Source organism: Streptomyces sp. NPDC047017, assembly GCF_040644175.1.
Classification (GTDB): Bacteria; Actinomycetota; Actinomycetes; order Streptomycetales; family Streptomycetaceae; genus Streptomyces.
In genome coordinates, this window is record NZ_JBEYVW010000022.1 from 92465 (window position 1) to 114277 (window position 21813).

A 21813-nucleotide genomic window follows, 5' to 3' on the forward strand; every position below is an offset into this window, starting at 1 on the left:
GACCGCCGGACCCCTGTCTCCTCCGTCGTGCCTCGTCTCAGCCCTTGCGTCCGCGACCCCGGCCACGCCCGGACCCGGACCCCGGCCCGTGGTCATGGCCATCGTCGTGACCATGAACATGACCACGGCCGTCATCGTGGCCGTCCGCGCGGCCGCCGCCCCGCCCGCCGGCGTAGTCGTCGGCCTCGTGCGGGCCCAGCAGCTCGTCCGCCAGCGTCGGCAGGTCGTCGAGCGGTGTCTCCTCGGCCCAGTCCGGCCGCGGCCGCCGCCGTACGCCGCCGTCGTCCTCGACCTGGGGCAGCTCGCGCGTACGGTCGTCGGAACCGTCGGGCCGGGCGGCGGCCGACGGCCGCTCGTCCCGGAAGTACCCCGGCGGCACCCGGTCCGCGACGTTCTCGTCCCGGGCCCCGCCCGCCGCCTGGGCCGGGTCCCCGCCCCGCACCGGTGGCACCGGCGGCAGCACCGCGGTCTCGTCGGCGGGTCCCGCGCCGTCACCGTGCGGAACCCGCGGCAGCACCGCCGTCTCGTCGGCCGCCCCGGCGGGCGCCACGGGCGGCAGTACGGCGGTCTCGTCCGCCGCACCCGGCGCCGGAGACGGCACCGGCGGCTGCGGCAGCTCGGCCGTGACCTCGGAATCACGGGTCTCGGCATCAGCACCGCGGGTCTCGGAATCAGGGACCTCGGAAGCGGAGGCCCTGGAGTCGGGCGCCCCGGAAACCGGTGCCCCGGAACCAGCGACCCCGGACCCGGAGACTCCGGAACCAGTGATCCCGGCACCGGAGGCGCCCGGACCAGAGGCCCCGTCCCCGGCCGCCGGCAGCACCGCCGTCTCGTCCGCCGGCCCGCCCGACGCGTTCGTCGGCGTGACCACCGGCGTGGGCACGGTCACCGCGTCCGACGGCGGGCCGGCCGGCGCCTCCGGCCGGCGCGGACCCGACTGGGCGACGGCCGCGGCCTGCTCGGCCGCCCGCCGGGCCTCCTCCGCCCGCAGCAGGGCCTCCTCGGCCTTGCGCTGCTTCGCCAGGCGGCGCGCCTCCTCCTCGGCACGCTGCCGGGCCTCCTGCGCCGCCTTCTGGCGCAGCCGCTCCTGCTCGGCCCGGTGCCGCTCTTCCTCCTCGGCGCGGGCCTTCTCCTCGGCGAGCAGCCGCGCGCGCTCCTCCTCGGCGCGGCGGCGCGCTTCCTCGGCCCGCAGCCGGGCCTCCTCCGCCTGCCGTTCGGCCTCGCGGCGCTGGGCCTCCTCCAGTTCGCGCCGCTTGCGCTCCTCCTCCTCGGCGCGCAGCCGGGCGAGCTGCTCCTGGCGCTCCCGCTCCAGGCGCTCTTCCTCGGCCTTGCGCCGGGCCTCCTCCTCCGCCTTCCTGCGGGCCTCCTCCTCGGCCTGCCTGCGCGCCTCCTCCTGGGCCTTCACCTCGGCCTCGGACAGCGGCAGCAGCTGGTCGAGCCGGTGCCGGACGACCGTGGTCACCGCCTCGGGCTCCTGGCCCGCGTCGACGACGAGGTACCGCCCGGGGTCGGCGGCGGCCAGCGCCAGGAAACCGGTCCGCACGCGCGCGTGGAACTCGGCCGGCTCCGACTCCAGGCGGTCGGGCGCCTCCGTGAACCGCTCGCGGGCCGTCTCCGGGGAGACGTCCAGGAGGACCGTCAGATGCGGCACCAGCCCGTTCGTCGCCCAGCGGGAGATCCGTGCGATCTCGGTCGGGGACAGGTCGCGGCCCGCGCCCTGGTAGGCGACGGAGGAGTCGATGTACCGGTCGGTGATCACCACGGCGCCGCGCTCCAGGGCGGGCCGGACGACCGTGTCGACGTGCTCGGCGCGGTCGGCGGCGTACAGCAGCGCCTCCGCGCGGTGCGACAGGCCCTGCGAGGAGACGTCCAGCAGGATCGAGCGCAGCCGCTTGCCCACCGGCGTGGCGCCCGGCTCGCGGGTGAGAACGACCTCGTGGCCCTTGGCGCGGATCCAGTCGGCGAGCGCCTCGGCCTGGGTGGACTTGCCGGCGCCGTCGCCGCCCTCCAGGGCGATGAAGAAGCCGGACTCCGCGGGCGCCGTCTCCGGGTCGTCGCCGCCGCGCAGGGCGTCGACGAGATCCCGCCGCAGCGGTACGCCGGAACGGTCGTCGACCTTGGCGAGGACCACCGCGGCCAGCGGCAGCAGCAGCGCGCCGACCAGCATCAGCGTGAAGGCGGCGCCGCCGTGCGCGAACACGAACCGGCCGTTCTCCAGCCGGTGCGGTCCGATCCCGGCGGCGACCACCGGGGCGAGCACGGCGCCGAGGGCCACGAAGACGCGCACCACCGCGTGCAGGTGCTCGGTCATGCGCGGCCGGCGGAAGTCCTCGGCCTCCAGGTCGAGCAGCGTGTGCCCGGTGTTGGCGGCGATGCCCGCGCTCACCCCGGCCAGGGCGAGGACCAGCAGATCGGTGGTGACGTCCGGGATCAGTCCGGCGGCCAGCAGCGCGACACCGGTGACGGCGATGGCCAGCGCCAGCAGCCGGCGCCGCGACAGCGTGACGAGCGCCCTCGGCGCCGTACGGATACCGGCCACGACACCGCCGGTCAGGGCGAGCACGGCCAGCCCGTAGAGCACCGGGCCGCCGCCCAGGTCCCTGGCGTGCAGCACGCAGACGGCGACGGCGGCGGCGATCGCGCCGGCCACCGAAGCGGAGGCGAGCACGAGCAGCGGGACCGCGCCCGTGCGGCCCTTGTCGACACCGGTGCCGGTCCGGGGGCGGCGCAGGCCCTCCAGCGGGGACCGCGCGCGCGGGGTGCGGGTGCCGGGCAGCTCCAGGGAGGTCAGCACGGACAGGGACGCGGCGAACAGGCCGGCCGCGACATAGGCGCCGAGCGCGGCGTGGTGCTGGTCGAACCAGGCGACGCCGGTGCCCAGCAGGTTGTTGAGCAGGGAGGCGACGACCAGGGCGGCGGCCGCCAGCGGGATCGCCAGGAAATTCGTGCGCAGCGACAGGCGGCGCAGGGCGTCGAGGTGGTCAGGCAGCGGGCGCACGGTGGCGCCCTCCGGGGGCGGGGCGGGCAGCAGCGCGGGGGCCGCGCTCTCCCGGCACACCGTCCACAGCCGCTCGGCGATCCCGGTCACGAACACGGTGACCAGGAGCAGGACCGGCGCGTTGCCGGGCGTCCAGTCGATCCACAGCGGCGCGATGATCAGCAGTACGGCGCGTACGCCATCGGCGCCGACCATGGTCCACAGGCGGTCGAGCGGGCCCTCCTGGGCGGTCAGTGCGGTGATCGGGCCCAAAAGGACCGCTCCGAAGAGCAGGGTCGCCAGGATGCGGGCCCCGAAGACGATCGCCACCGCGAACGCCGCGCCCCGGTAGCCGCCGCCGAAGGTGCCCTGGGCGACGGCGGCCTGGAGGACGAGCACCACCAGCACCAGCAGCGCCAGGGTGTCGCCGATACTGCCCACCAGGTGGGTGCTCCACAGCCGCCTGAGCTGGGGGCGGCGCAGCAGGGCGCGGACGGCGCGCTCGCGGGAGTCCGCCACCAAGGCGTCGTCGGGTGCGTCGTCGGGGGCCGGGGTGTGGGCCGTTGGCTGCTCGGCTCGCGTCATGCGTTCAGCCTATCGGGACGCACCGACAACACGTCGTGACCATACGAACGTGTGAACGCCCCGGCACGGACGTCGCACGGACGTGATACCGGGGCGTTCGTACGGTGGACAAGTCGTGAAGACGACGGGGACGAAGGGCCGGAGAGATTCGGCCCGCCCCGCCGGGGCACTGCCTTGGGACCGCCCGGTCCGCCGGGGCACTGCCCCCGGGACCGCCCGGCCCGCGGGGCACCGCCCCGGGACCGGACCCGCGCCGTCCGTCCGGCCCCGCTCAGTCCTCCGTGACCTCGGCGGCCTCAGTCCGCCGTGGCCTTGGCGGCGGCCTCAGTCGTCCGCGGCCTCGGCGGCGGCGGTCGCCTTCGCCGCGGCGGTCTTCTTCGCGGTGGCCGTCTTCTTGGCCGCGGTGGTCGTCTTCTTCGCCGCCGCCTTCTTGGCCGTGGTCTTCTTCGCGGCCGTGGACGCCGTCTTCTTCGCCGCCGTCTTCTTGGCGGGCGCCTTCTTCGCGGTCTTCTTGGCCGGACCCTTCGCCCGCTTCTCCGCGAGCAGCTCGAACCCGCGTTCGGGCGTGATCGTCTCGACGCTGTCGCCGGAGCGCAGGGTCGCGTTGGTCTCCCCATCGGTGACGTACGGGCCGAAGCGGCCGTCCTTGACCACGACCGGCTTGGCGCTGACCGGGTCCTCGCCCAGCTCCTTCAGCGGCGGCTTGGCGGCCGCGCGGCCCCGCTGCTTGGGCTGGGCGTAGATCGCCAGCGCCTCTTCCAGCGTGATCGTGAAGAGCTGGTCCTCGGCCTGGAGCGACCGCGAGTCCGTGCCCTTCTTGAGGTACGGGCCGTAGCGGCCGTTCTGCGCGGTGATCTCGACGCCCTCGGCGTCCGCGCCGACGACACGCGGCAGCGACATCAGCCTGAGCGCGTCGTCGAGCGTCACGGTGTCCAGGGACATCGACTTGAAGAGCGAGGCCGTGCGCGGCTTGACCGCGTTCTTGCCCGTCTTCGGGGTGCCCTCGGGGAGGACCTCGGTGACGTACGGGCCGTAGCGGCCGTCCTTGGCGACGATCTGGTGGCCGGTCGCCGGGTCCGTGCCCAGCTCGAAGTCGCCGCTCGGCTTGGCGAGCAGTTCCTCGGCGAGGTCGACGCTCAGCTCGTCGGGGGCCAGGTCGTCCGGGATGTCGGCGCGCTGGTGGGCGTCGGTGTCCTTCTCGCCGCGCTCGATGTACGGGCCGTAACGGCCCACGCGCAGCACGATGTCGTTGCCGACCGGGAACGAGGACACCTCGCGCGCGTCGATCGCGCCCAGGTCGGTCACCAGTTCCTTGAGGCCGCCGAGGTGGTCCCCGTCGCCGTTGCCGGCGTCCGCGGCGCCGCCCTCGCCCGTGCCCTCACCGAAGTAGAAACGCTTCAGCCACGGCACGGCCCGCGCCTCGCCGCGCGCGATGCGGTCGAGGTCGTCCTCCATCCGCGCGGTGAAGTCGTAGTCGACGAGCCGGCCGAAGTGCTTCTCCAGCAGGTTCACCACGGCGAAGGACAGGAAGGACGGCACCAGGGCCGTGCCCTTCTTGAACACATAGCCGCGGTCGAGGATCGTGCCGATGATCGACGCGTACGTCGAGGGGCGGCCGATCTCGCGCTCCTCCAGCTCCTTGACCAGACTGGCCTCGGTGTAGCGGGCCGGGGGCTTGGTGGCGTGCCCGTCGACCGTGATCTCCTCGGCGCCGAGCGCGTCGCCCTCACCGACCTGCGGCAGCCGGCGCTCGCGGTCGTCCAGCTCGGCGTTCGGGTCGTCGGCGCCCTCGACGTACGCCTTGAGGAAGCCGTGGAAGGTGATCGTCTTGCCGGACGCGCTGAACTCGACGTCCCGGCCGTCGGCCGCCCGGCCGCCGATCTTCACGGTGACGGAGTTCCCGGTCGCGTCCTTCATCTGGGAGGCGACGGTCCGCTTCCAGATCAGCTCGTACAGCTTGAACTGGTCGCCGGTCAGGCCGGTCTCGGCGGGCGTGCGGAAGCGGTCGCCCGAGGGACGGATCGCCTCGTGCGCCTCCTGCGCGTTCTTGACCTTGCCGGCGTACGTGCGCGGCTGCGGCGGCAGGTAGTCGGCGCCGTACAGCTGCGTGACCTGGGCGCGGGCGGCGGTGATCGCCGTGTCGCTCAGCGTCGTGGAGTCCGTACGCATGTACGTGATGTGGCCGTTCTCGTACAGCTTCTGCGCGATCTGCATGGTGGCCTTGGCACCGAAGCCGAGCTTGCGGCTGGCCTCCTGCTGCAGCGTCGTCGTACGGAACGGGGCGTACGGCGAGCGGCGGTACGGCTTGGACTCGACGGACCGGACGGAGAAGGCGGTGTTCTCCAGGGCGGCGGCGAGCGCGCGGGCGTTCGCCTCGTCGAGGTGGAGGGTGTTCGGGCTCTTGAGCTGCCCGAGGGAGTCGAAGTCGCGGCCCTGCGCCACGCGCCGCCCGTCGACCGACTGCAGGCGTGCGACCAGGGACGACGGGTCCGAGAGGTCGCCCGCGCGGCCGGTCGAGAAGGTGCCCGTCAGGTCCCAGTACTCGGCGGAGCGGAAGGCGATGCGCTCGCGTTCCCGCTCGACCACGAGCCGGGTCGCCACCGACTGCACGCGGCCCGCCGACAGCCGCGGCATGACCTTCTTCCACAGGACCGGCGAGACCTCGTAGCCGTAGAGGCGGTCGAGGATGCGGCGGGTCTCCTGGGCGTCGACGAGCTTCTGGTTGAGCTGGCGCGGGTTGGCGACCGCGGCCCGGATCGCGTCCTTGGTGATCTCGTGGAACACCATCCGCTTGACCGGGATCTTCGGCTTCAGCACTTCCTGGAGGTGCCAGGCGATGGCCTCGCCCTCGCGGTCCTCATCGGTGGCGAGGAAGAGTTCGTCGGAGTCCTTCAGTAGGTCCTTGAGCTTCTTGACCTGGGCCTTCTTGTCGGCGTTGACCACATAGATCGGCTGGAAGTCGTGGTCGACGTCCACACCGAGGCGGCGGACCTCGCCGGTGTACTTCTCGGGGACCTCCGCGGCCCCGTTCGGAAGGTCGCGGATGTGCCCGACGCTCGCTTCGACGACGTAACCGGGGCCGAGATAGCCCTTGATCGTCTTCGCCTTGGCAGGCGACTCGACGATGACGAGTCGGCGGCCGCCCTGTGCGGTCTCGCTGGTCGGGGACAACTTCGCTCTTCTCTCCGGTCGACGCTGGGTCTCGCTGTGTCTCGCTGGATCTCCCCAGGCTGTGGGTTCCCGGGGCCGGGCAGTGCTGACGCTGCGGAGTGTGACGGTACATCCCGCCCCCGTGTCAAACGGGAAAAGCCCGCAACGGCCACTCGAACGGTAACCCGACTACCGCCCTTCCTGCCGCCCGGCGTGTCCACCGGCCGGTTCGGGCCGATGCGGAACGTGAGCCGCCGGATACGGGGCGCGAAGGGCCGCGGCGGTTCTCACAGGCGGGTGAGGCACCACGCGCCGAGGGCCAGGGCGACCAGGGCGGCCAGTGTCGCGAGGGCCGCCGAGACGGTCCGGGGCACCCCGAGCGCGACCGGCTCCCCATGCCGCACCCGGACCGCCGTCCACCCCAGCAGCACCGCTCCGAACAGGGCGAACACCGTCCCCGTGAAGATCGCCGGACCACTCTCCATGTACGTCCCCTCCCGCCCCGACCCTTCCGGTCGGGGAGGCTGGCACCCCCGGGCGACGGGCGGGCCAACCCGCGGTGAACGCGAGGCGGCCGGGTGCCCCGCTCCACCCCGCCGGCGGCGGCGCGGGCAGGGTCCGCGCGCACGGGCGGATGACCGAAAAATGGTCGAGGACGGCTGACTACAGACCGGACCGGCTGATGACTACAGACCGGACCGGCTGACCACGGTCCGGCTGACCACAGATCGGCCGACTACGGACCGGCTGACCACGGACCGGCTGACCACAGATCGGCTGACCACGGACCGGCTGACCACGGACCGGTCGGCGCGGACCGCCGGCCGCGAGCCGCCTCGATCCGCTTTGATCCGCTTCGATCCGCCGCGAGCCGGCCTCAGCCCTCCGCGGCCCGGTCCGCCGCCGGCTCCAGGAAGCCCTGCTCCACCAGCAGCCGGATCTGCGCGGGCGTACGGTCGCGCAGCAGCACCGGGTCCTCGCCGACGAGCTGGGCGATCGCGTCCAGGATGCGGCCGGCGCTCAGCGTGCCGTCGCAGACGCCGGCGAAGCCCGCGCCGACCGTGTCCACCGCCGTGGCCCGGCGCATCCCGCGGTGCTGGCGCAGCACGACGTGCTCGGGGTCCTCGGCGCCGGGCAGCCCGACCTGTTCCTGCACGATCTCGCGGGCGAGCCGGAAGTGTCCTTCGAGCAGCGCCGCGTCGTCGTGGTCGCGCAGGTAGTCGAGGCGGGCGAAGTGCGTGCGCACGGTGTCGCCGAGCGGCTGCTCGACCGGGTGCGGCCACTCCTCGGCGGTGACCGAGGGCACGGCCGAACCCGTCCTGCGCAGGGTGATCCAGCCGAAGCCCACGGCTTTCACCTTGCGCGCCTCGAACTCCTCCAGCCAGGCGTCGTACCGCTCCTGGTACGCCGCCGGGTCGTCGCGGTGGTCACCGGCGTCCCGCAGCCACAGCTCGGCGTACTGCGTGACGTCCTGCACCTCGCGCTGCACGATCCACGCGTCGCAGCCGCGGGGCACCCACGACCTGATCCTGTCCTGCCAGTCCTCCCCCTCGACGTGCTGCCAGTTGGCGAGGAACTGCGCGAACCCGCCCTCGTTCAGCCGCTCCCCCGCCTGCTGAACGAGCGTGCGGCACAGATCGTCCCCGCTCATGCCGCCGTCGCGGTACGTGAGCCGGGCGCCCGGGGAGATGACGAAGGGCGGGTTGGACACGATCAGGTCGAACGTCTCGCCGTCGCGGACCGGTGCGAACAGCGAGCCCTCCCGCAGCTCGGCGGCCGGAGCGCCGGACAGCGCGAGGGTGAGGGCGGTGATGTGCAGCGCGCGCGGGTTCACGTCGGTGGCGGTCACGCGCGTGGCGTGCCGGCTCGCGTGCAGCGCCTGGATGCCGGAGCCGGTGCCGAGGTCGAGCGCGGAGGCCACGGGCGTACGCACGGTGATGCCGGCCAGGGTCGTGGAGGCGCCGCCGACGCCGAGGACCACGCCCTCCTCGTGGCTGCCGATGCCGCCCGCGCCGCCGACCGCGCAGCCCAGGTCGGAGACGATGAACCAGTCCTCGCCGTCGAGTCCGCCGTACGGCCGTACGTCCACGGTCGCGGCCAGCTCGTCCTCGCCGGCGCGCACCAGCCAGCCGCTCTCCAGGCAGGCGTCGACGGGCAGCACGTCCGCCACGCGCGCGTACGGCACGGGCTGCTGGAGCAGGAACAGCCGGACGAGCAGCTCCAGCGGCGTGTCCCCGCGCGTGGCCCGCAGCGCGGGCACGGTCTCGCTGCGGGCGAGGGCCGCGTACGCGGGTGCGCCGAGCAGTTCGAGCAGGCCGTCGACGGTGAAGGAGGCGCCGAGCAGGGCGTCCCGGAGCCGGGCGGCGACCTCCGGGCGGTCGGCGGCGGGCAGGACGGTCGGGGCGGGCACGCTGGAGTCACTCACGCACCCATTGTGTCGGCTCCCACCGACATCGCACACGCGCGTGTGCGGGCGTGTGCGATGCGCGTGGGCGACGCCGGTGGGCCGGACGGCTCAGCTCTTGGCGGTGGAGGCCGGGGCGGAGGCGGACTTGCAGCTCGGCTGCGTGGCCATCGCCTTGCCGACGTCGCCCTGCTCCAGGGTCTTCAGGGCGTCGTTCCCGGTCCTGCTCAGCTTGTCCAGCTGGGTGGCGATGTCCTTGAGGCCGTCCGCGAACTTGGCCTGGTCCTTGGTGTCGAGCTTGTCCACCTGCTGCTTGAGCGTGGCGTAGGAGGCGCCGAGGTCGTTGAGTTCCTTGACCGCGTCCTGCTGCTTCTTCGGGCCGCCGTCGACCTTGGGCGCGCCGGCCCTGCTCACCGCGGCGCCGATCGCCTTGTAGGCGTCGGACATGTCCTGGAACGCCTGGGCGTCGGTCTTCTGGACCGTCGTCGTCGGCGTGTTGTCCGAGGTCTGCTTCTGGATCGCGGCGCTGGCGGCCTCGATCTTCCTGGCCTGCGGCTGCACTCCGTCGCACACCTGCTTGGCCCAGGCGTTCAGCTCGTCGTTCTTGCCGTCGTCGCTGCTGCCGGAGCATCCCGTCAGTGCCAGTACCAGTACCGCACCGCCGGACAGCGCGGCCGCGAGCTTCTTGTTCACCGGATTGGTCCCTTCCATGGCTCTCGGCCCCGGAACATACACGCCGCCCGGACGGCGACCGAGGGCCGGGCGCCCTTTACGGCCTGTCTTGCAGCCATTTGCACCAAGCGAGAGAAGGCTCACGGGTTTCCGGCGCGTCGCGCCCACTCCCCCCGTGCACGAACGGGCGGGCGGCGCGTCGTACGCACCGCCCGCCCGCCCTTCCGGGCCTTACCGGCGTACTGCCGTGGACCTGCCGGCGTAGTGCCGTGGACCTATCGGCGTACGGCCGGGGAGCCGCTACGACCCCCCGCTAGGACACCACCGCCGGGTCGGCCGGCTTCGCCGTCCGTTCGGCCTTGTCGTCCTCGTCGTCGCCCACGGCGATCCCGCGCCGCTTGGAGATGTAGACGGAGCCGACGATGACGAGCAGCGCCAGGATCGCGATCATGATCCGCACGCCGATGCTCTTGTCGTGGCCGTAGCTGAACTTGATCACCGCGGGCGCGATGAGCAGCGACACCAGGTTCATCACCTTGAGCAGCGGGTTGATCGCCGGTCCCGCGGTGTCCTTGAACGGGTCGCCGACCGTGTCGCCGATCACCGTGGCGGCATGGGCCTCGCTGCCCTTGCCGCCGTGATGGCCGTCCTCGACCAGCTTCTTGGCGTTGTCCCAGGCGCCGCCGGAGTTGGCCAGGAACACCGCCATCAGCGTGCCCGCGCCGATGGCACCGGCGAGGTACGCGCCGAGGGCGCCGACGCCGAGCGTGAACCCGATGAAGATGGGCGCCATCACGGCGAGCAGTCCGGGCGTGGCGAGTTCGCGCAGGGCGTCCTTGGTGCAGATGTCGACGACCTTGCCGTACTCCGGCTTCTCGGTGAAGTCCATGATCCCGGGCTTCTCGCGGAACTGCCGCCGTACCTCGTAGACCACCGAGCCGGCCGACCGCGACACCGCGTTGATCGCCAGCCCCGAGAAGAGGAAGACGACCGCGGCCCCGGCGATGAGGCCGACCAGGTTGTTGGGCTGCGAGATGTCCATGATCAACGTCATCGGCGCGCCCGCACCGGACAGCTTCGCCCCGACGTCCTGAGCGCCGCCGGTGATCGCGTCCCGGTAGGACCCGAAGAGCGCGGAGGCCGCCAGCACGGCGGTGGCGATGGCGATGCCCTTGGTGATGGCTTTGGTGGTGTTGCCGACCGCGTCCAGGTTGGTGAGCACCTGCGCGCCGGCGCCCTCGACGTCGCCGGACATCTCGGCGATGCCCTGCGCGTTGTCGGAGACCGGCCCGAAGGTGTCCATGGCGACGATCACCCCGACCGTGGTGAGCAGGCCCGTGCCGGCCAGCGCCACCGCGAACAGCGCCAGCATGATCGACGTACCGCCGAGCAGGAACGCCCCGTACACCGAGAGCCCGATGAGCAGCGCGGTGTAGACGGCCGACTCCAGGCCGACGGAGATACCGGCGAGGACGACGGTGGCCGGGCCGGTCAGCGAGGTCTTGCCGATGTCGCGGACCGGCCGCCGGCTGGTCTCGGTGAAGTAGCCGGTCAGCTGCTGGATCACGGCGGCCAGCAGGATGCCGATGGCCACCGCGACCAGGGCGAGGATCCGCGGATCGCCGGCCTTGCCGCGGATCGCCGCGTCGGTGACGCCGGTGAGACCGGAGTACGTCGACGGCAGATACGTGTAGACGGCCACCGCGACCAGCGCCAGCGAGATCACCGCGGAGATGAAGAACCCCCGGTTGATCGCGCTCATGCCGCTGCGGTCGGCGCGGCGCGGCGCCACCGCGAAGATGCCGATCATCGCCGTGACCACGCCGATCGCGGGCACCAGCAGCGGGAAGGCGAGCCCGTCGTTGCCGAAGGCGGCCTTGCCGAGGATGAGCGCGGCGACGAGCGTGACGGCGTACGACTCGAAGAGGTCGGCCGCCATGCCCGCGCAGTCGCCGACGTTGTCGCCCACGTTGTCGGCGATGGTCGCGGCATTGCGCGGATCGTCCTCCGGAATGCCCTGCTCGACCTTGCCGACCAGGTCGGCGCCGACGTCGGCGGCCTTGGTGAAGATGCCGCCGCCGACTCGCATGAACATGGCGATCAGGGCGGCGCCGAGACCGAAGCCCTCCAGCACCTTCGGCGCGTCGGCCGCGTACACCAGCACCACGCAGGAGGCGCCCAGCAGGCCGAGCCCCACTGTGAACATGCCGACGACGCCGCCCGTGCGGAAAGCGATCTTCATGGCTTTGTGCGAGACGGTGGTGAGATCTTTTTCCGGCTCGCCTTCCGCGGGGGTCGCCTCCCTGGCCGCGGCGGCCACACGCACATTGCTGCGCACCGCCAGCCACATGCCGATATAACCGGTGACCGCCGAGAACACGGCACCGATCAGGAAGAACACGGACCGGCCGGCGCGCTGATTCCAGTCGTCGGCGGGCAGCAGCAGGAGCAGGAAGAACACCACGACGGCGAATACGCCGAGCGTGCGCAGCTGACGTCCCAGATAGGCCTTGGCGCCTTCCTGGACCGCCTCCGCGATGTTCTTCATGCTCTCGGTGCCCTCGCCTGCCGCGAGCACCTGGCGCACCAGGACACCCGCGAGCACGAGCGCGGCCACCGCGACGGCCGCGATGACCGCGATGATGATCCGATTGTCGTTGGTCAGCACCGCGGCTGCGAAAGTCGTGGGGTGGCCCAACTGATGAGGGGTAGAAAGCCCCGCCATTCGTCCTCCTTGACGCTTGGGCTGAGCTCAAGATGTGGACGGATTGTAGGTAGCGGAAACCGATCGAAACAGTGGGCGGTAAAGGGAATCAGCCTTCACATGCTTCCCAGCAAATGATCGCGGGACACCGAGGAACCCGAAAGCGGTAATGCCTCAAAAGCATTGACCCTTGATCCATCATCAGGCTATCGATCGTGAATGAATTCACGAAATGATGGCAGCCCTACTGTAGGCCCGGCCGCCGGGACACGCCGGACGATCCACGCGAACACGCCGAAGGGCCCCGCACGAGCGGGGCCCTTCGGCAGCGGAACGGGTGGCCTGCCGGAACACTGGCTGACCAGAACGGGTGGCCGGCCGGTGGGCCGGTCAGGAGAGGACGGCGGACGGCGGGGCGGTCGGCCAGGTCATCTTGATCAGGCCACCGTCCTCCCCGGCCGTGACCTTCACGTCGTCGACGAGACCGCTGATGACCGCGAGGCCCATCTCGTCCAACTCGGCTTCGGCCTCCTCCGCGGCCCCCGGAGCGTCCCCGGCGTGGTGCGACGCGTGCCGGGCCTCGTCGCCGACCTCGATGGAGAACTCCTTCTCCTCCTCGATCAGCATCACCGTCACCGGCGCCGCGATGTTGCTGCTCTGATGCAGCCCGACGGCACGGGAGCACGCCTCGCCGACGGCGAGCCTGACCTCGTCCAGGACGGCCTCGTCGACTCCGGCCCTGCGCGCCACCGCTGCCGCCACCAGCCGGGCGGTCCTGACGTGCTCGGGCAGCGCGCTGAAGCGGAGTTCGACGGTGGCCATGCATCCCCCTAGGAGCTACGGGCGTGCTGTCGAGGGGCCGGGCCGCCGAGAGCCCGGTCCCCCGCCTGTACTTCTTCCGCCCCGGACACCGGCCCGGGGCTGGCCACCGGTCAGTCGGTGGCCGCCACCGCCTCGTCGACCGAGGTGTGGATGGGGAACACCTTGGTCAGACCGGTGATGCGGAAGATCTTGAGAATGCGCTCCTGGTTGCAGACCAGGCGCAGCGAGCCCTCATGGGCCCGCACTCGCTTGAGACCGCCGACCAGTACGCCGAGCCCGGTGGAGTCGAGGAAGTCCACGCCCTCCATGTCGACGACGAGGTGGAAATTCCCGTCGTTCACCAGCTCGACCAGCTGTTCGCGCAGCTTGGGCGCGGTATATACGTCGATTTCGCCACCGACCTCGACGACCGTACGATCGCCGACGGTACGGGTCGACAGGGACAGGTCCACGGATCCTCCAGCACCTTGCTATCGAGCGTTCGCCCCTCGGGCACCTCGGCTTGAAGCCCCCGGGACGGTTCGCCAGCCGCGATGGCATTCAATCACTTACCGGCAGGCGTGCACGACGCCTTGGCCCCATTGTCCGTCACGCCGGTGACACACTCGATGCCGATGGCCAAGAATCACCGATCCGATCGAACCCCGACGGACACCGCAACCCGCCTGACGCCGGGCGCGGTTCTGGACCGGCTCACCTCCGGGCCGAGCCGGGCTGCGCGCATCACTCATACGGAGCACTTGCCCCCGCGGGCGGGTCGGCATGCCGTCTGGCCCGACCGGATTCGGCCCGAGGTCGTCGCGGCCGTCCAGAAGTGCGGGATCGAACACCCCTGGGCCCACCAGGCACGCGTCGCCGAGCACGCCCTCGACGGCGAGTCGGTGGTCGTCGCCACGGGCACGGCCTCCGGCAAGTCGCTGGCATATCTGGTCCCGGTGCTCTCCACGCTGCTGGAGGGCTCCGAGGCGCCGAACGGGCGCGGCGCCACCACCCTGTACCTGGCCCCCACCAAGGCCCTGGCGGCCGACCAGTGCCGCGCGGTGCGGGAACTCGCCCGGCCGCTCGGCAACGCCGTACGGGCCGCCGTGTACGACGGTGACACCCCGGTCGAGGAACGCGAGTGGATCCGCCAGTACGCCAACTACGTCCTGACCAACCCGGACATGCTGCACCGCGGGATCCTGCCCTCCCATCCCCGCTGGTCCGCCTTCCTGCGGGCCCTGAAGTACGTCGTCATCGACGAGTGCCACACCTACCGCGGCGTCTTCGGCTCCCACGTCGCCCAGGTGCTGCGCCGGCTGCGCCGGCTGTGCGCGCGCTACGGCGCCTCCCCCGTCTTCCTGCTGGCCTCGGCGACCGCGGCCGAGCCCGCCGGGGCCGCCCGCCGCCTCACCGGCCTGCCCGTGGTGGAGGTCGCCGACGACGCCTCCCCACGCGGCGAACTGGTGTTCGCCCTCTGGGAGCCCCCGCTCACCGAACTCCAGGGCGAGAAGGGCGCGCCCGTGCGCCGCACCGCCACCGCCGAGACCGCCGACCTGCTCACCGACCTCACCCTCCAGGGGGTGCGCTCGGTCGCCTTCGTCCGCTCCCGGCGCGGCGCCGAGCTGATCTCGGTGATCGCCCAGGAACGGCTGGCGGAGATCGACCGGCCGCTGGCCCGGCGTGTCGCGGCGTACCGGGGCGGCTATCTCCCCGAGGAGCGCCGCGCCCTGGAACGCGCCCTGCACTCCGGCGAGCTGCTGGGCCTGGCCGCCACGACCGCCCTGGAACTCGGGGTGGACGTCGCCGGCCTGGACGCCGTGCTGATCGCCGGATATCCCGGCACCCGCGCCTCCCTGTGGCAGCAGGCGGGCCGTGCGGGCCGGGCCGGCCAGGGCGCCCTGGCGGTGCTGGTGGCCCGCGACGATCCGCTGGACACCTTCCTCGTCCACCACCCGGAGGCCCTGTTCGACCAGCCGGTCGAATCCACCGTCCTCGACCCCGACAACCCCTACGTCCTCGCCCCCCACCTGTGCGCCGCCGCCGCCGAGCTGCCGCTCACCGCCGACGACATGGAACTGTTCGGCCCGGCCTGCCCGGACCTGCTGCCCCAGCTTGAGGCCGCGAAGCTGCTGCGCCGGCGGACCAGCGCGTGGCACTGGACCCGCCGGGAGCGGGCCGCCGACCTGACCGACATCCGCGGCGAGGGCGGGCGGCCCGTCCAGATCGTCGAGGCCGGCACCGGACGGCTGCTCGGCACGGTCGACGAGGCCGCCGCGCACACGAGCGTGCACGAGGGCGCCGTCCACCTGCACCAGGGCCGCACCTATCTGGTGCGCTCCCTGGACCTGGACGACTCGGTCGCCCTGGTCGAGGAGGCGAATCCGCCGTACACGACGGTCGCCCGCGACACGACCGCGATCTCCGTCCTGGAGACCGACGTCGAGGTCCCGTGGGGCGCGGGCCGCCTGTGCTACGGCTCCGTCGAGGTCACCAACCAGGTGGTCTCCTTCCTGCGCCGGCGTGTCATCACCGGGGAAGTGCTCGGCGAGACCAAGCTCGATCTCCCTCCCCGTACGCTGCGCACCCGCGCGGTGTGGTGGACGGTCACCGAGGACCAGCTCGACGAAGCCCGGATCAATCCGGAGATCCTCGGCGGTGCCCTGCACGCCGCCGAGCACGCGTCGATCGGCATGCTCCCCCTGTTCGCGACCTGCGACCGCTGGGACATCGGCGGGGTCTCCATCCCGCTGCACCCCGACACGCTCCTTCCGACGGTCTTCGTCTACGACGGCCACTCCGGCGGCGCGGGCTTCGCCGAGCGCGCCTTCCACACCGCCCGTGCCTGGCTCTCCGCCACCCGTGAGGCCATCGCCTCCTGCGAGTGCGAGGCCGGCTGCCCGTCCTGCATCCAGTCCCCCAAGTGCGGCAACGGCAACGACCCCCTCCACAAGAGGGGCGCCGTACGGCTGCTGACCGTGCTGCTGAAGGGGGCGCCCGCGGAGAAGGAAGCGGAGGCCGGAGGGGTGGCTCAGGGCGAAGGGGTGGCTTAGGCCGCTGGGGTGAGTTGGGCCGGCGGGGTGGGCTGGGCTGAGGGAGAGGGTCGGGCCGAGGGAGAGGGTCGGGCCAAGGGAGTGACCTGGGCCGAGGGGCTGGCGTCGGCGGAGGGGGTGGCTCAGGCCGAGGACGTGGGTTACGCCGATCGGGTGACCCTCCCGTTCAGGAGACGTCGCGCCGGCCGGTCGCAGGGGTGCCCGGTCGGTGGGCTGCCCCGCCCGCGCCCGGACCCGCGCCGCGAACGGCCCACGGCCCGACGCCGCCGTGACGTCCGAGACGTCACCGGTCAGGGCGCACCGGACGAGCCGGGCGCGCTGCGCCCGGGCCACCCGCTCCGCCCGCGCGCAGGCCGCCTCCCCGCCCTGCGCCCAGTGGTCCGCCGCGGCCAGCGCCGCCAGGTCGGCGGCCTGCGCCGCCCGGTGCCGGGCGACCACCGCCTGCCCCAGCGCGAGACCGGCCCCGAACACCACGCAGAGCAGCGCGATCGCCCCGACGCTCCAGACGGTGGCGGACCCGCGGTCGCGGCCGGAGCGGAGGCGGTTCATGAGCCCGCCCCGCTCGCCGCCCGGGCCCCCACCGTGTCCTCCGCCTCGGCCACGGCCTCCTCCCTCAGTTCGAACGGCAGCGCGCCCATCCCCGGTGGGTCCGCGACGACCGCCACCCGGACCTGCTCTTCCTCCCGGCTCACCGTGACCCGCGCGCCGCGCGGAGCCGCCTGCCGGGCCAGCCGGACGACGGCACCGTCCGGATCCTGGCGGGCGGCCGCCCGGGCACCCGCGCGTGCCGCGTCCACGCACTGGATCTGCGCGAGCACCACCAGCAGCCCCCACACCAGCGTCGTCACCACCAGCACCAGCACGGGCAGGACCATGGCGGCCTCCGCCGTCACGAACCCCCGGTCGGCCGCCCGCCCGCCCCGGCGCTCACATCCGCGCACTGAGGGCCCGTTTCACGATGTTCTGCAGCTCCGTCTTGACCTGGCCGCTCGTCACCACCTCGTACAGCAGCACGGCGAACGCCACCGCCGCGATGATCCCCATCGCGTACTCGGACGTGACCATTCCGCTGTCCCGGCGCAGCCGGCTCACCACGGCACGCATCCGTGCCCGTGTCTTCACGTACATCTCAACCCCCGTGAGGTCTCGTTCTGTCATCCACTCACCCGGTACGCGCCCCGCCGTATGCGGTCGCGTCCTCGGTTCCCTGCCTTTTCGCGGTACGCGCGCCCGCGCCGCACCTTCCTGTCAGCCGCCGCCTCCCCTCAGCACCCCGCCCGCCAGGCCGATCACCACGGGCAGCACGCCGACCGCGACGAAGGCGGGCAGGAAGCACAGCCCCACCGGCGCGGTGACCAGGACGGCCGCCCTCCGGGCCCGGGCCGTGGCGGTACGGGCCCGCTCCGCGCGGGCATCGGCCGCGAGCCGGGCGACCGGCGCGGCGGCCGGGAGCCCGGACTCGCCGGCCCGCTCCAGCAGTCGCGCCAGGGCCGCGGCGCCCGGTATCGAGGCGAGTCCTCGCCAGGCGTCGGCCGGTCCGCTGCCGAGTCGTACCTCCGCCGCTCCCCGCGCCAGTGCTTCCCCGACCGGCCCGCCCAGGGCATCGCCGACCGCCTGGGCGGCGACCACCGGTCCCGCGCCCGCCGCGACGCAGGCGGCCAGCAGATCGGCGGCCAGCGGAAGCTGCCGGGCGGCCTCGACCGTGTCGAAACCTGCGTCGGGAGGGCTCGTGGCGCGCTCCCGCCACCGCCACAGGGCCGCCGCACCGACCGCTCCGGCCACGGCCCCGGCCGGCCCGCCGATCAGCAGGCACCCGGCACCCACCACCCCCAGCACCGGAAGCCACCGCCGTACGGCACCTGGCGGCGCGAAGCGGGGACCCGCGTGCCGGTCCTTCGGCGTACCGGTGGAATCGGATGCCCCAGTGGCCCCAGACATCCCAGACGCCCCGGCCGCCTCCAGCAGCGAGGCCATCCGTCGGCGCACCCGCCGCTCCCGGCGCCATGCCACCGGCCACCGCACCGCCAGCCCCAGGAGGATCAGAGAGAGGGCCAGAAGAGCCACCGCACCCACAGTCGTCCCCAGCCTGTGGACAACATCGCCGCTCATGCCGCCTCCGCCCGCCGTACGATGCCCAGCGCCCACCACAGCCCCACGCCCTCCAGCGCCCCGCCGACGACCAGGCAGCCCAGGCCCGCTCCGGTGTGCAGCAGCACGTGCAAGGGGTCCGCGCCCATGGCCGTGCCGAGCAGGAGGCCCAAGACCGGCAGGCCGGCGAGCATCACCGCCGTGGCCCGGGCGCCCGCCAACTGCGCGCGCAGGTCGGCTCGCTGGTCCCGCTCCGCACGCAGGGCGGTGTCCAGCCGGTCGAGTCCGGCCGCAAGGCCCGCTCCCTGGTCGACGGCCACCCGCCAGCACGCCGCCAGTGCGCGCAGCCCCTCGGCGCCCGGTTGCCGGGCCGCGGTGGCGAGCGCGCCGGGCACGTCCCCGCCGAACCGCGCCGCCGCCAGCACAGCCGCCTGGGCGTCACCGAAGCCGTCCGCCTCCCGTGCGGCGCACAGCAGGGCCTGGCCCGGTTGTCGTCCGGCCCGCACCTCCCCGGCCAGTGCACCGCACAGCGCGATCACCGCGTCCGCCCGCCGCTCACGGACCCGGCGGGCGGCTCGGGCTAGCCGGTTCCGCCGTAGCACCGGTACCCCGGCCGCCCCCGCCGCGAGCGGCAGCACCGAGGAACCCAGCACCGCCACGAGCAATCCGGCGGCCAGTGCCCACCACTCGGAGCGCAACCGCGCGCGCAGGCGGACCAGTTGGCCCCAGACCCGTCCCCACACCGGAGGGCCGGTGCCCACGGCCTCGCCGCCCGCGAGCAGCAGCCGGGCGCGCCGGGCTCCCGTATGCCTCTCGCCCAGCATCAAGGCGCCCGCCACGGCGCACAGCACGACCGTCCCCATGACCATCGTGAGCATCGGCTCCTGCGGCAACCCGCCCATCACGTCGACCACTTCCCCTCCGGTTGCGCCGGGCGGAGCAGCTCCCGCAGCCGCTCCCATCCCCGTTCCTCCACGAACGCCCGCGCGCCCCAGCTCAGCGCCGGTACCGCCCGCACCCAGCCCGAGGCGTCCCGCTCCAGCACCCGCACCTCGGCGATGCGCCGCCGCCCGGCGTGGTCCCGCGCGAGGTGCACCACCACCGACAGCGCGGCGGCCAACTGGCTGTGCAGCGCGGCCCGGTCGAGGCCGGCCGCGGTGCCCAGCGCCTCCAGCCGGGCGGGGACGTCCGCCGCGGCGTTGGCGTGCACGGTGCCGCTGCCGCCTTCGTGGCCCGTGTTCAGCGCGGCCAGCAGGTGGACCACCTCGGCGCCTCGCACCTCGCCCACCACCAGCCGGTCCGGCCGCATCCGCAGCGCCTGCCGTACCAGGTCCTCCAGGGTGACCAGCCCCGCTCCCTCCTGGTTGGCGGGTCTGGTCTCCAGCCGGACGACGTGCGGGTGGTCGGGCCGCAGTTCCGCGGAGTCCTCGGCGAGCACGATGCGCTCGCCCGGTCCGACGAGTCCGAGCAGCGCGCTGAGCAGTGTGGTCTTGCCGCTGCCGGTGCCGCCGCTGATGAGGAAGGACACCCGGGCCCCGATGAGCGCCCGCAGCACGCGGTCCCCGCCCGGCGGTACCGTCCCGGCCGCCACCAGTTCGCCGAGGGTGAAGGCGCGCGGCCGTACGACCCGCAGGGACAGGCAGGTGCAGCCGACAGCCACCGGCGGCAGCACCGCGTGCAGCCGGGTGCCGTCGGGCAGGCGGGCGTCCACCCACGGCCGGGCGTCGTCCAGCCGCCGTCCTGCCACGGCGGCCAGGCGTTGCGCCAGGCGCCGTACGGCCGCCGCGTCGGGGAACGCGACGGCGGCCCGCTCCAGTCCGCCGCCGCGGTCCACCCAGACCCGGTCGGGGGCCGACACGAGGACGTCGGTCACGGACGGATCGGCGAGCAGCGGCTCCAGGGGGCCGCTGCCGATCAGCTCGGACCGCAACCGCTCGGCCGCGCCGAGCACTTCGGCGTCCCCGAGCACCCGGCCCTGTTCGCGCAGTGCCTGCGCCACGCGCGCGGGTGTGGGCTCGGCCCCGCTCTCGGCCAGCCGCTGCCGCACACCGTCCAGCAGCTCCGCGGGCATACCGTCCGGGGCCATGCCGGGAGTACCGGCGGCTCCCGCCAGAAGGGGTGGGCGCGCCGAGAGTGGTGGACGCGTCAGGTGCGGGGAACGCGTCGGGTGCAGGGAGCGCGCCAGGTGCGGCGGGCTCGCCAGGTGCGATCCGCCCGCGGCTCCGCCCCGCTCCCCCGTCGGCCCCTGCCGCCCGGTCGGCGCCCTCACGCGGCACCCGCCTCGACCAGCGCCCGCTCCCAGAAGGCCGTGCAGAACCGGGCCAGCGGTCCGCGCGCGGCGGCGCCCGGCGGTGTCCGGCCCTCGCCGGGGCGCCGCAGTCCGGACTCGGCGGGCACCTCGCCCACCAGCGGCAGTCCCAGCAGCCGGGCCACTTCGCATTCGTCGAGTCCGGGCGCGTACGGGCCCCGTACCACCACCCGCAGATCGCGCAGGACCATGCGGGCCACGGAGGCGACCCGCGCGGCCGCCGCCACGGCGCGCAGCTCGGCGGGGACCACGAGCAGTCCCACGTCGATCTGGGCCAGGGCCTCGGCCGCCGTCTCGTCGACCCGGCGGGGCAGATCGACCACCACGGTCCCGCCGCGCCGCCGGGCGGCGGCCAGGACCGCGCGGACGGCCTCCGGCGGCACGCTGACGCAGTCGCCGCGGTCCCAGCTGAGCACGCGCAGCGAGTGCAGCCACGGCAGCGACTCCTCCAGGGCGCCGCCGCCGACCCTTCCGCGCGAGGCCGCGAACGCCGGCCAGCGCAGCCCCTCGGCCGTCTCCCCGCCGAGCAGGACGTCGAGCCCGCCACCCAGCGGGTCGGCGTCCACGAGAAGCGCGCGCAGGCCCTCCCGCGCGGCGGTCACGGCGAGCGCGCAGGCCAGCGTGGACGCCCCGGCTCCGCCGCGGCCGCCGATGACGCCCACGGTGAGCGCGGGCCGGCCGACACCCTCGGCGACATCGGCGATCCGGTCGACCAGCCACTGCTCGCCGTCGGGCAGCATCAGGACGTGGTCCGCGCCGATCTCGACGGCGCGCCGCCAGACACCGGAGTCGTCCTGGTCGCGGCCGATCAGCACCACCCCGTGTCTGCGCGAGGCGGCGCCGCGGATCCGCCGGACGGCGTCGTCGCCGACCAGGACCAGGGGCGCGGTCTCCCAGCCGCCCCGGCGCTCGGGCAGCCCGTGATGGACCTCGGGGGTGGCGCCGGCGGCCGCGCACAGGCGCAGCAGGTCGTCCAGGAGTCCGGCGTCCTCGGTGAGGATCAGCGGCCTGCCCTGGCGCCCCGCGGGGCCCGGCGGTGGATCGTGGGTGACGGTTTCGGCCATGGGACTT

General features: G+C 73.7%; 15 protein-coding genes and 1 pseudogene. 1 reads left to right on the forward strand and 15 read right to left on the reverse strand.

The window, feature by feature from the left end; genetic code table 11:
- Positions 1 to 37 precede the first annotated feature (37 nt).
- The 8 genes from tmk to bldG form a co-directional block, all read right to left on the reverse strand.
- Positions 38 to 3562, reverse strand: coding sequence for a dTMP kinase (tmk, locus tag ABZ858_RS30780; protein WP_361385885.1), 3525 nt, complete (start codon positions 3560 to 3562; stop codon positions 38 to 40).
- Positions 3563 to 3886: 324 nt separating this feature from the next.
- Positions 3887 to 6733 (reverse strand): type I DNA topoisomerase, encoded by a 2847-nt coding sequence (gene topA / locus ABZ858_RS30785; RefSeq protein ID WP_361385888.1) that lies wholly within the window; start codon positions 6731 to 6733, stop codon positions 3887 to 3889.
- 266 nt (positions 6734 to 6999) lie between these two features.
- Entirely contained in the window at positions 7000 to 7197 is a 198-nt protein-coding gene (locus tag ABZ858_RS30790; RefSeq protein ID WP_361385891.1) for a hypothetical protein, read from the reverse strand.
- Between the two features lie 392 nt (positions 7198 to 7589).
- A complete protein-coding gene (locus ABZ858_RS30795) occupies positions 7590 to 9137 on the reverse strand; it encodes a class I SAM-dependent methyltransferase (protein ID WP_361385894.1) in 1548 nt (515 codons plus the stop codon).
- 90 nt (positions 9138 to 9227) lie between these two features.
- Positions 9228 to 9827 (reverse strand): small secreted protein, encoded by a 600-nt coding sequence (locus ABZ858_RS30800; protein WP_361385897.1) that lies wholly within the window; start codon positions 9825 to 9827, stop codon positions 9228 to 9230.
- 274 nt (positions 9828 to 10101) lie between these two features.
- On the reverse strand, positions 10102 to 12513 hold the full coding sequence (locus tag ABZ858_RS30805; RefSeq protein WP_361385900.1) for a sodium-translocating pyrophosphatase: 2412 nt from the start codon (positions 12511 to 12513) through the stop codon (positions 10102 to 10104).
- 369 nt (positions 12514 to 12882) lie between these two features.
- The gene (locus ABZ858_RS30810; protein WP_361385903.1) at positions 12883 to 13314 is read right to left on the reverse strand and encodes an ATP-binding protein; all 432 of its coding nucleotides are present in this window, start codon (positions 13312 to 13314) and stop codon (positions 12883 to 12885) included.
- Positions 13315 to 13424: 110 nt separating this feature from the next.
- Complete coding sequence (gene bldG / locus ABZ858_RS30815; RefSeq protein ID WP_009189842.1) at positions 13425 to 13766, reverse strand: anti-sigma factor antagonist BldG; 342 nt, start codon at positions 13764 to 13766, stop codon at positions 13425 to 13427.
- A gap of 81 nt (positions 13767 to 13847) precedes the next feature.
- On the opposite strand from bldG, the gene ABZ858_RS30820 reads away from it, so the two are divergent.
- Positions 13848 to 16346 (forward strand): DEAD/DEAH box helicase, encoded by a 2499-nt coding sequence (locus tag ABZ858_RS30820; protein ID WP_361385905.1) that lies wholly within the window; start codon positions 13848 to 13850, stop codon positions 16344 to 16346.
- A 204-nt stretch (positions 16347 to 16550) separates the two neighbouring features.
- On the opposite strand, the pseudogene ABZ858_RS30825 reads toward ABZ858_RS30820, so the two are convergent.
- The 7 genes and pseudogenes from ABZ858_RS30825 to ssd form a co-directional block, all read right to left on the reverse strand.
- A pseudogene (locus tag ABZ858_RS30825) lies at positions 16551 to 16895 on the reverse strand (Rv3654c family TadE-like protein); the annotation flags it as partial.
- A complete protein-coding gene (locus tag ABZ858_RS30830; protein ID WP_361385907.1) occupies positions 16892 to 17287 on the reverse strand; it encodes a TadE family type IV pilus minor pilin in 396 nt (131 codons plus the stop codon). The gene ABZ858_RS30830 and the pseudogene ABZ858_RS30825, both read right to left, overlap by 4 nt.
- Positions 17274 to 17474: a DUF4244 domain-containing protein gene (locus ABZ858_RS30835; RefSeq protein WP_361385909.1), complete on the reverse strand. Its 201-nt coding sequence runs from the start codon at positions 17472 to 17474 to the stop codon at positions 17274 to 17276. The genes ABZ858_RS30830 and ABZ858_RS30835 overlap by 14 nt, the downstream gene beginning before the upstream one ends.
- A gap of 120 nt (positions 17475 to 17594) precedes the next feature.
- Positions 17595 to 18455 carry a type II secretion system F family protein gene (locus tag ABZ858_RS30840; RefSeq protein WP_361385912.1) on the reverse strand — a complete coding sequence of 287 codons (861 nt, stop codon included), beginning with the start codon at positions 18453 to 18455 and terminating at the stop codon, positions 17595 to 17597.
- The gene (locus ABZ858_RS30845; protein ID WP_361386035.1) at positions 18452 to 19303 is read right to left on the reverse strand and encodes a type II secretion system F family protein; all 852 of its coding nucleotides are present in this window, start codon (positions 19301 to 19303) and stop codon (positions 18452 to 18454) included. Before ABZ858_RS30845 ends, ABZ858_RS30840 begins: the two co-directional genes overlap by 4 nt.
- 32 nt (positions 19304 to 19335) lie before the next feature.
- Positions 19336 to 20520 carry a TadA family conjugal transfer-associated ATPase gene (locus ABZ858_RS30850; protein WP_361385915.1) on the reverse strand — a complete coding sequence of 395 codons (1185 nt, stop codon included), beginning with the start codon at positions 20518 to 20520 and terminating at the stop codon, positions 19336 to 19338.
- A gap of 179 nt (positions 20521 to 20699) precedes the next feature.
- A complete protein-coding gene (gene ssd, locus ABZ858_RS30855) occupies positions 20700 to 21806 on the reverse strand; it encodes a septum site-determining protein Ssd (protein WP_361385918.1) in 1107 nt (368 codons plus the stop codon).
- Positions 21807 to 21813: the final 7 nt, after the last annotated feature.

What these genes read in the sequence shown, in the direction of transcription:
- tmk (WP_361385885.1), bottom strand. Translation starts at nt 3,562, where the DNA reads ATGACGCGAGCCGAGCAGCCAACGGCCCACACCCCGGCCCCCGACGAC.
- ABZ858_RS30790 (WP_361385891.1), bottom strand. Translation starts at nt 7,197, where the DNA reads ATGGAGAGTGGTCCGGCGATCTTCACGGGGACGGTGTTCGCCCTGTTC.
- ABZ858_RS30800 (WP_361385897.1), bottom strand. Translation starts at nt 9,827, where the DNA reads ATGGAAGGGACCAATCCGGTGAACAAGAAGCTCGCGGCCGCGCTGTCC.
- ABZ858_RS30805 (WP_361385900.1), bottom strand. Translation starts at nt 12,513, where the DNA reads ATGGCGGGGCTTTCTACCCCTCATCAGTTGGGCCACCCCACGACTTTC.
- ABZ858_RS30810 (WP_361385903.1), bottom strand. Translation starts at nt 13,314, where the DNA reads ATGGCCACCGTCGAACTCCGCTTCAGCGCGCTGCCCGAGCACGTCAGG.
- ABZ858_RS30820 (WP_361385905.1), top strand. Translation starts at nt 13,848, where the DNA reads ATGGCATTCAATCACTTACCGGCAGGCGTGCACGACGCCTTGGCCCCA.
- ABZ858_RS30835 (WP_361385909.1), bottom strand. Translation starts at nt 17,474, where the DNA reads ATGTACGTGAAGACACGGGCACGGATGCGTGCCGTGGTGAGCCGGCTG.
- ABZ858_RS30840 (WP_361385912.1), bottom strand. Translation starts at nt 18,455, where the DNA reads ATGAGCGGCGATGTTGTCCACAGGCTGGGGACGACTGTGGGTGCGGTG.
- ABZ858_RS30845 (WP_361386035.1), bottom strand. Translation starts at nt 19,303, where the DNA reads ATGGTCATGGGGACGGTCGTGCTGTGCGCCGTGGCGGGCGCCTTGATG.
- ABZ858_RS30850 (WP_361385915.1), bottom strand. Translation starts at nt 20,520, where the DNA reads ATGGCCCCGGACGGTATGCCCGCGGAGCTGCTGGACGGTGTGCGGCAG.
- ssd (WP_361385918.1), bottom strand. Translation starts at nt 21,806, where the DNA reads ATGGCCGAAACCGTCACCCACGATCCACCGCCGGGCCCCGCGGGGCGC.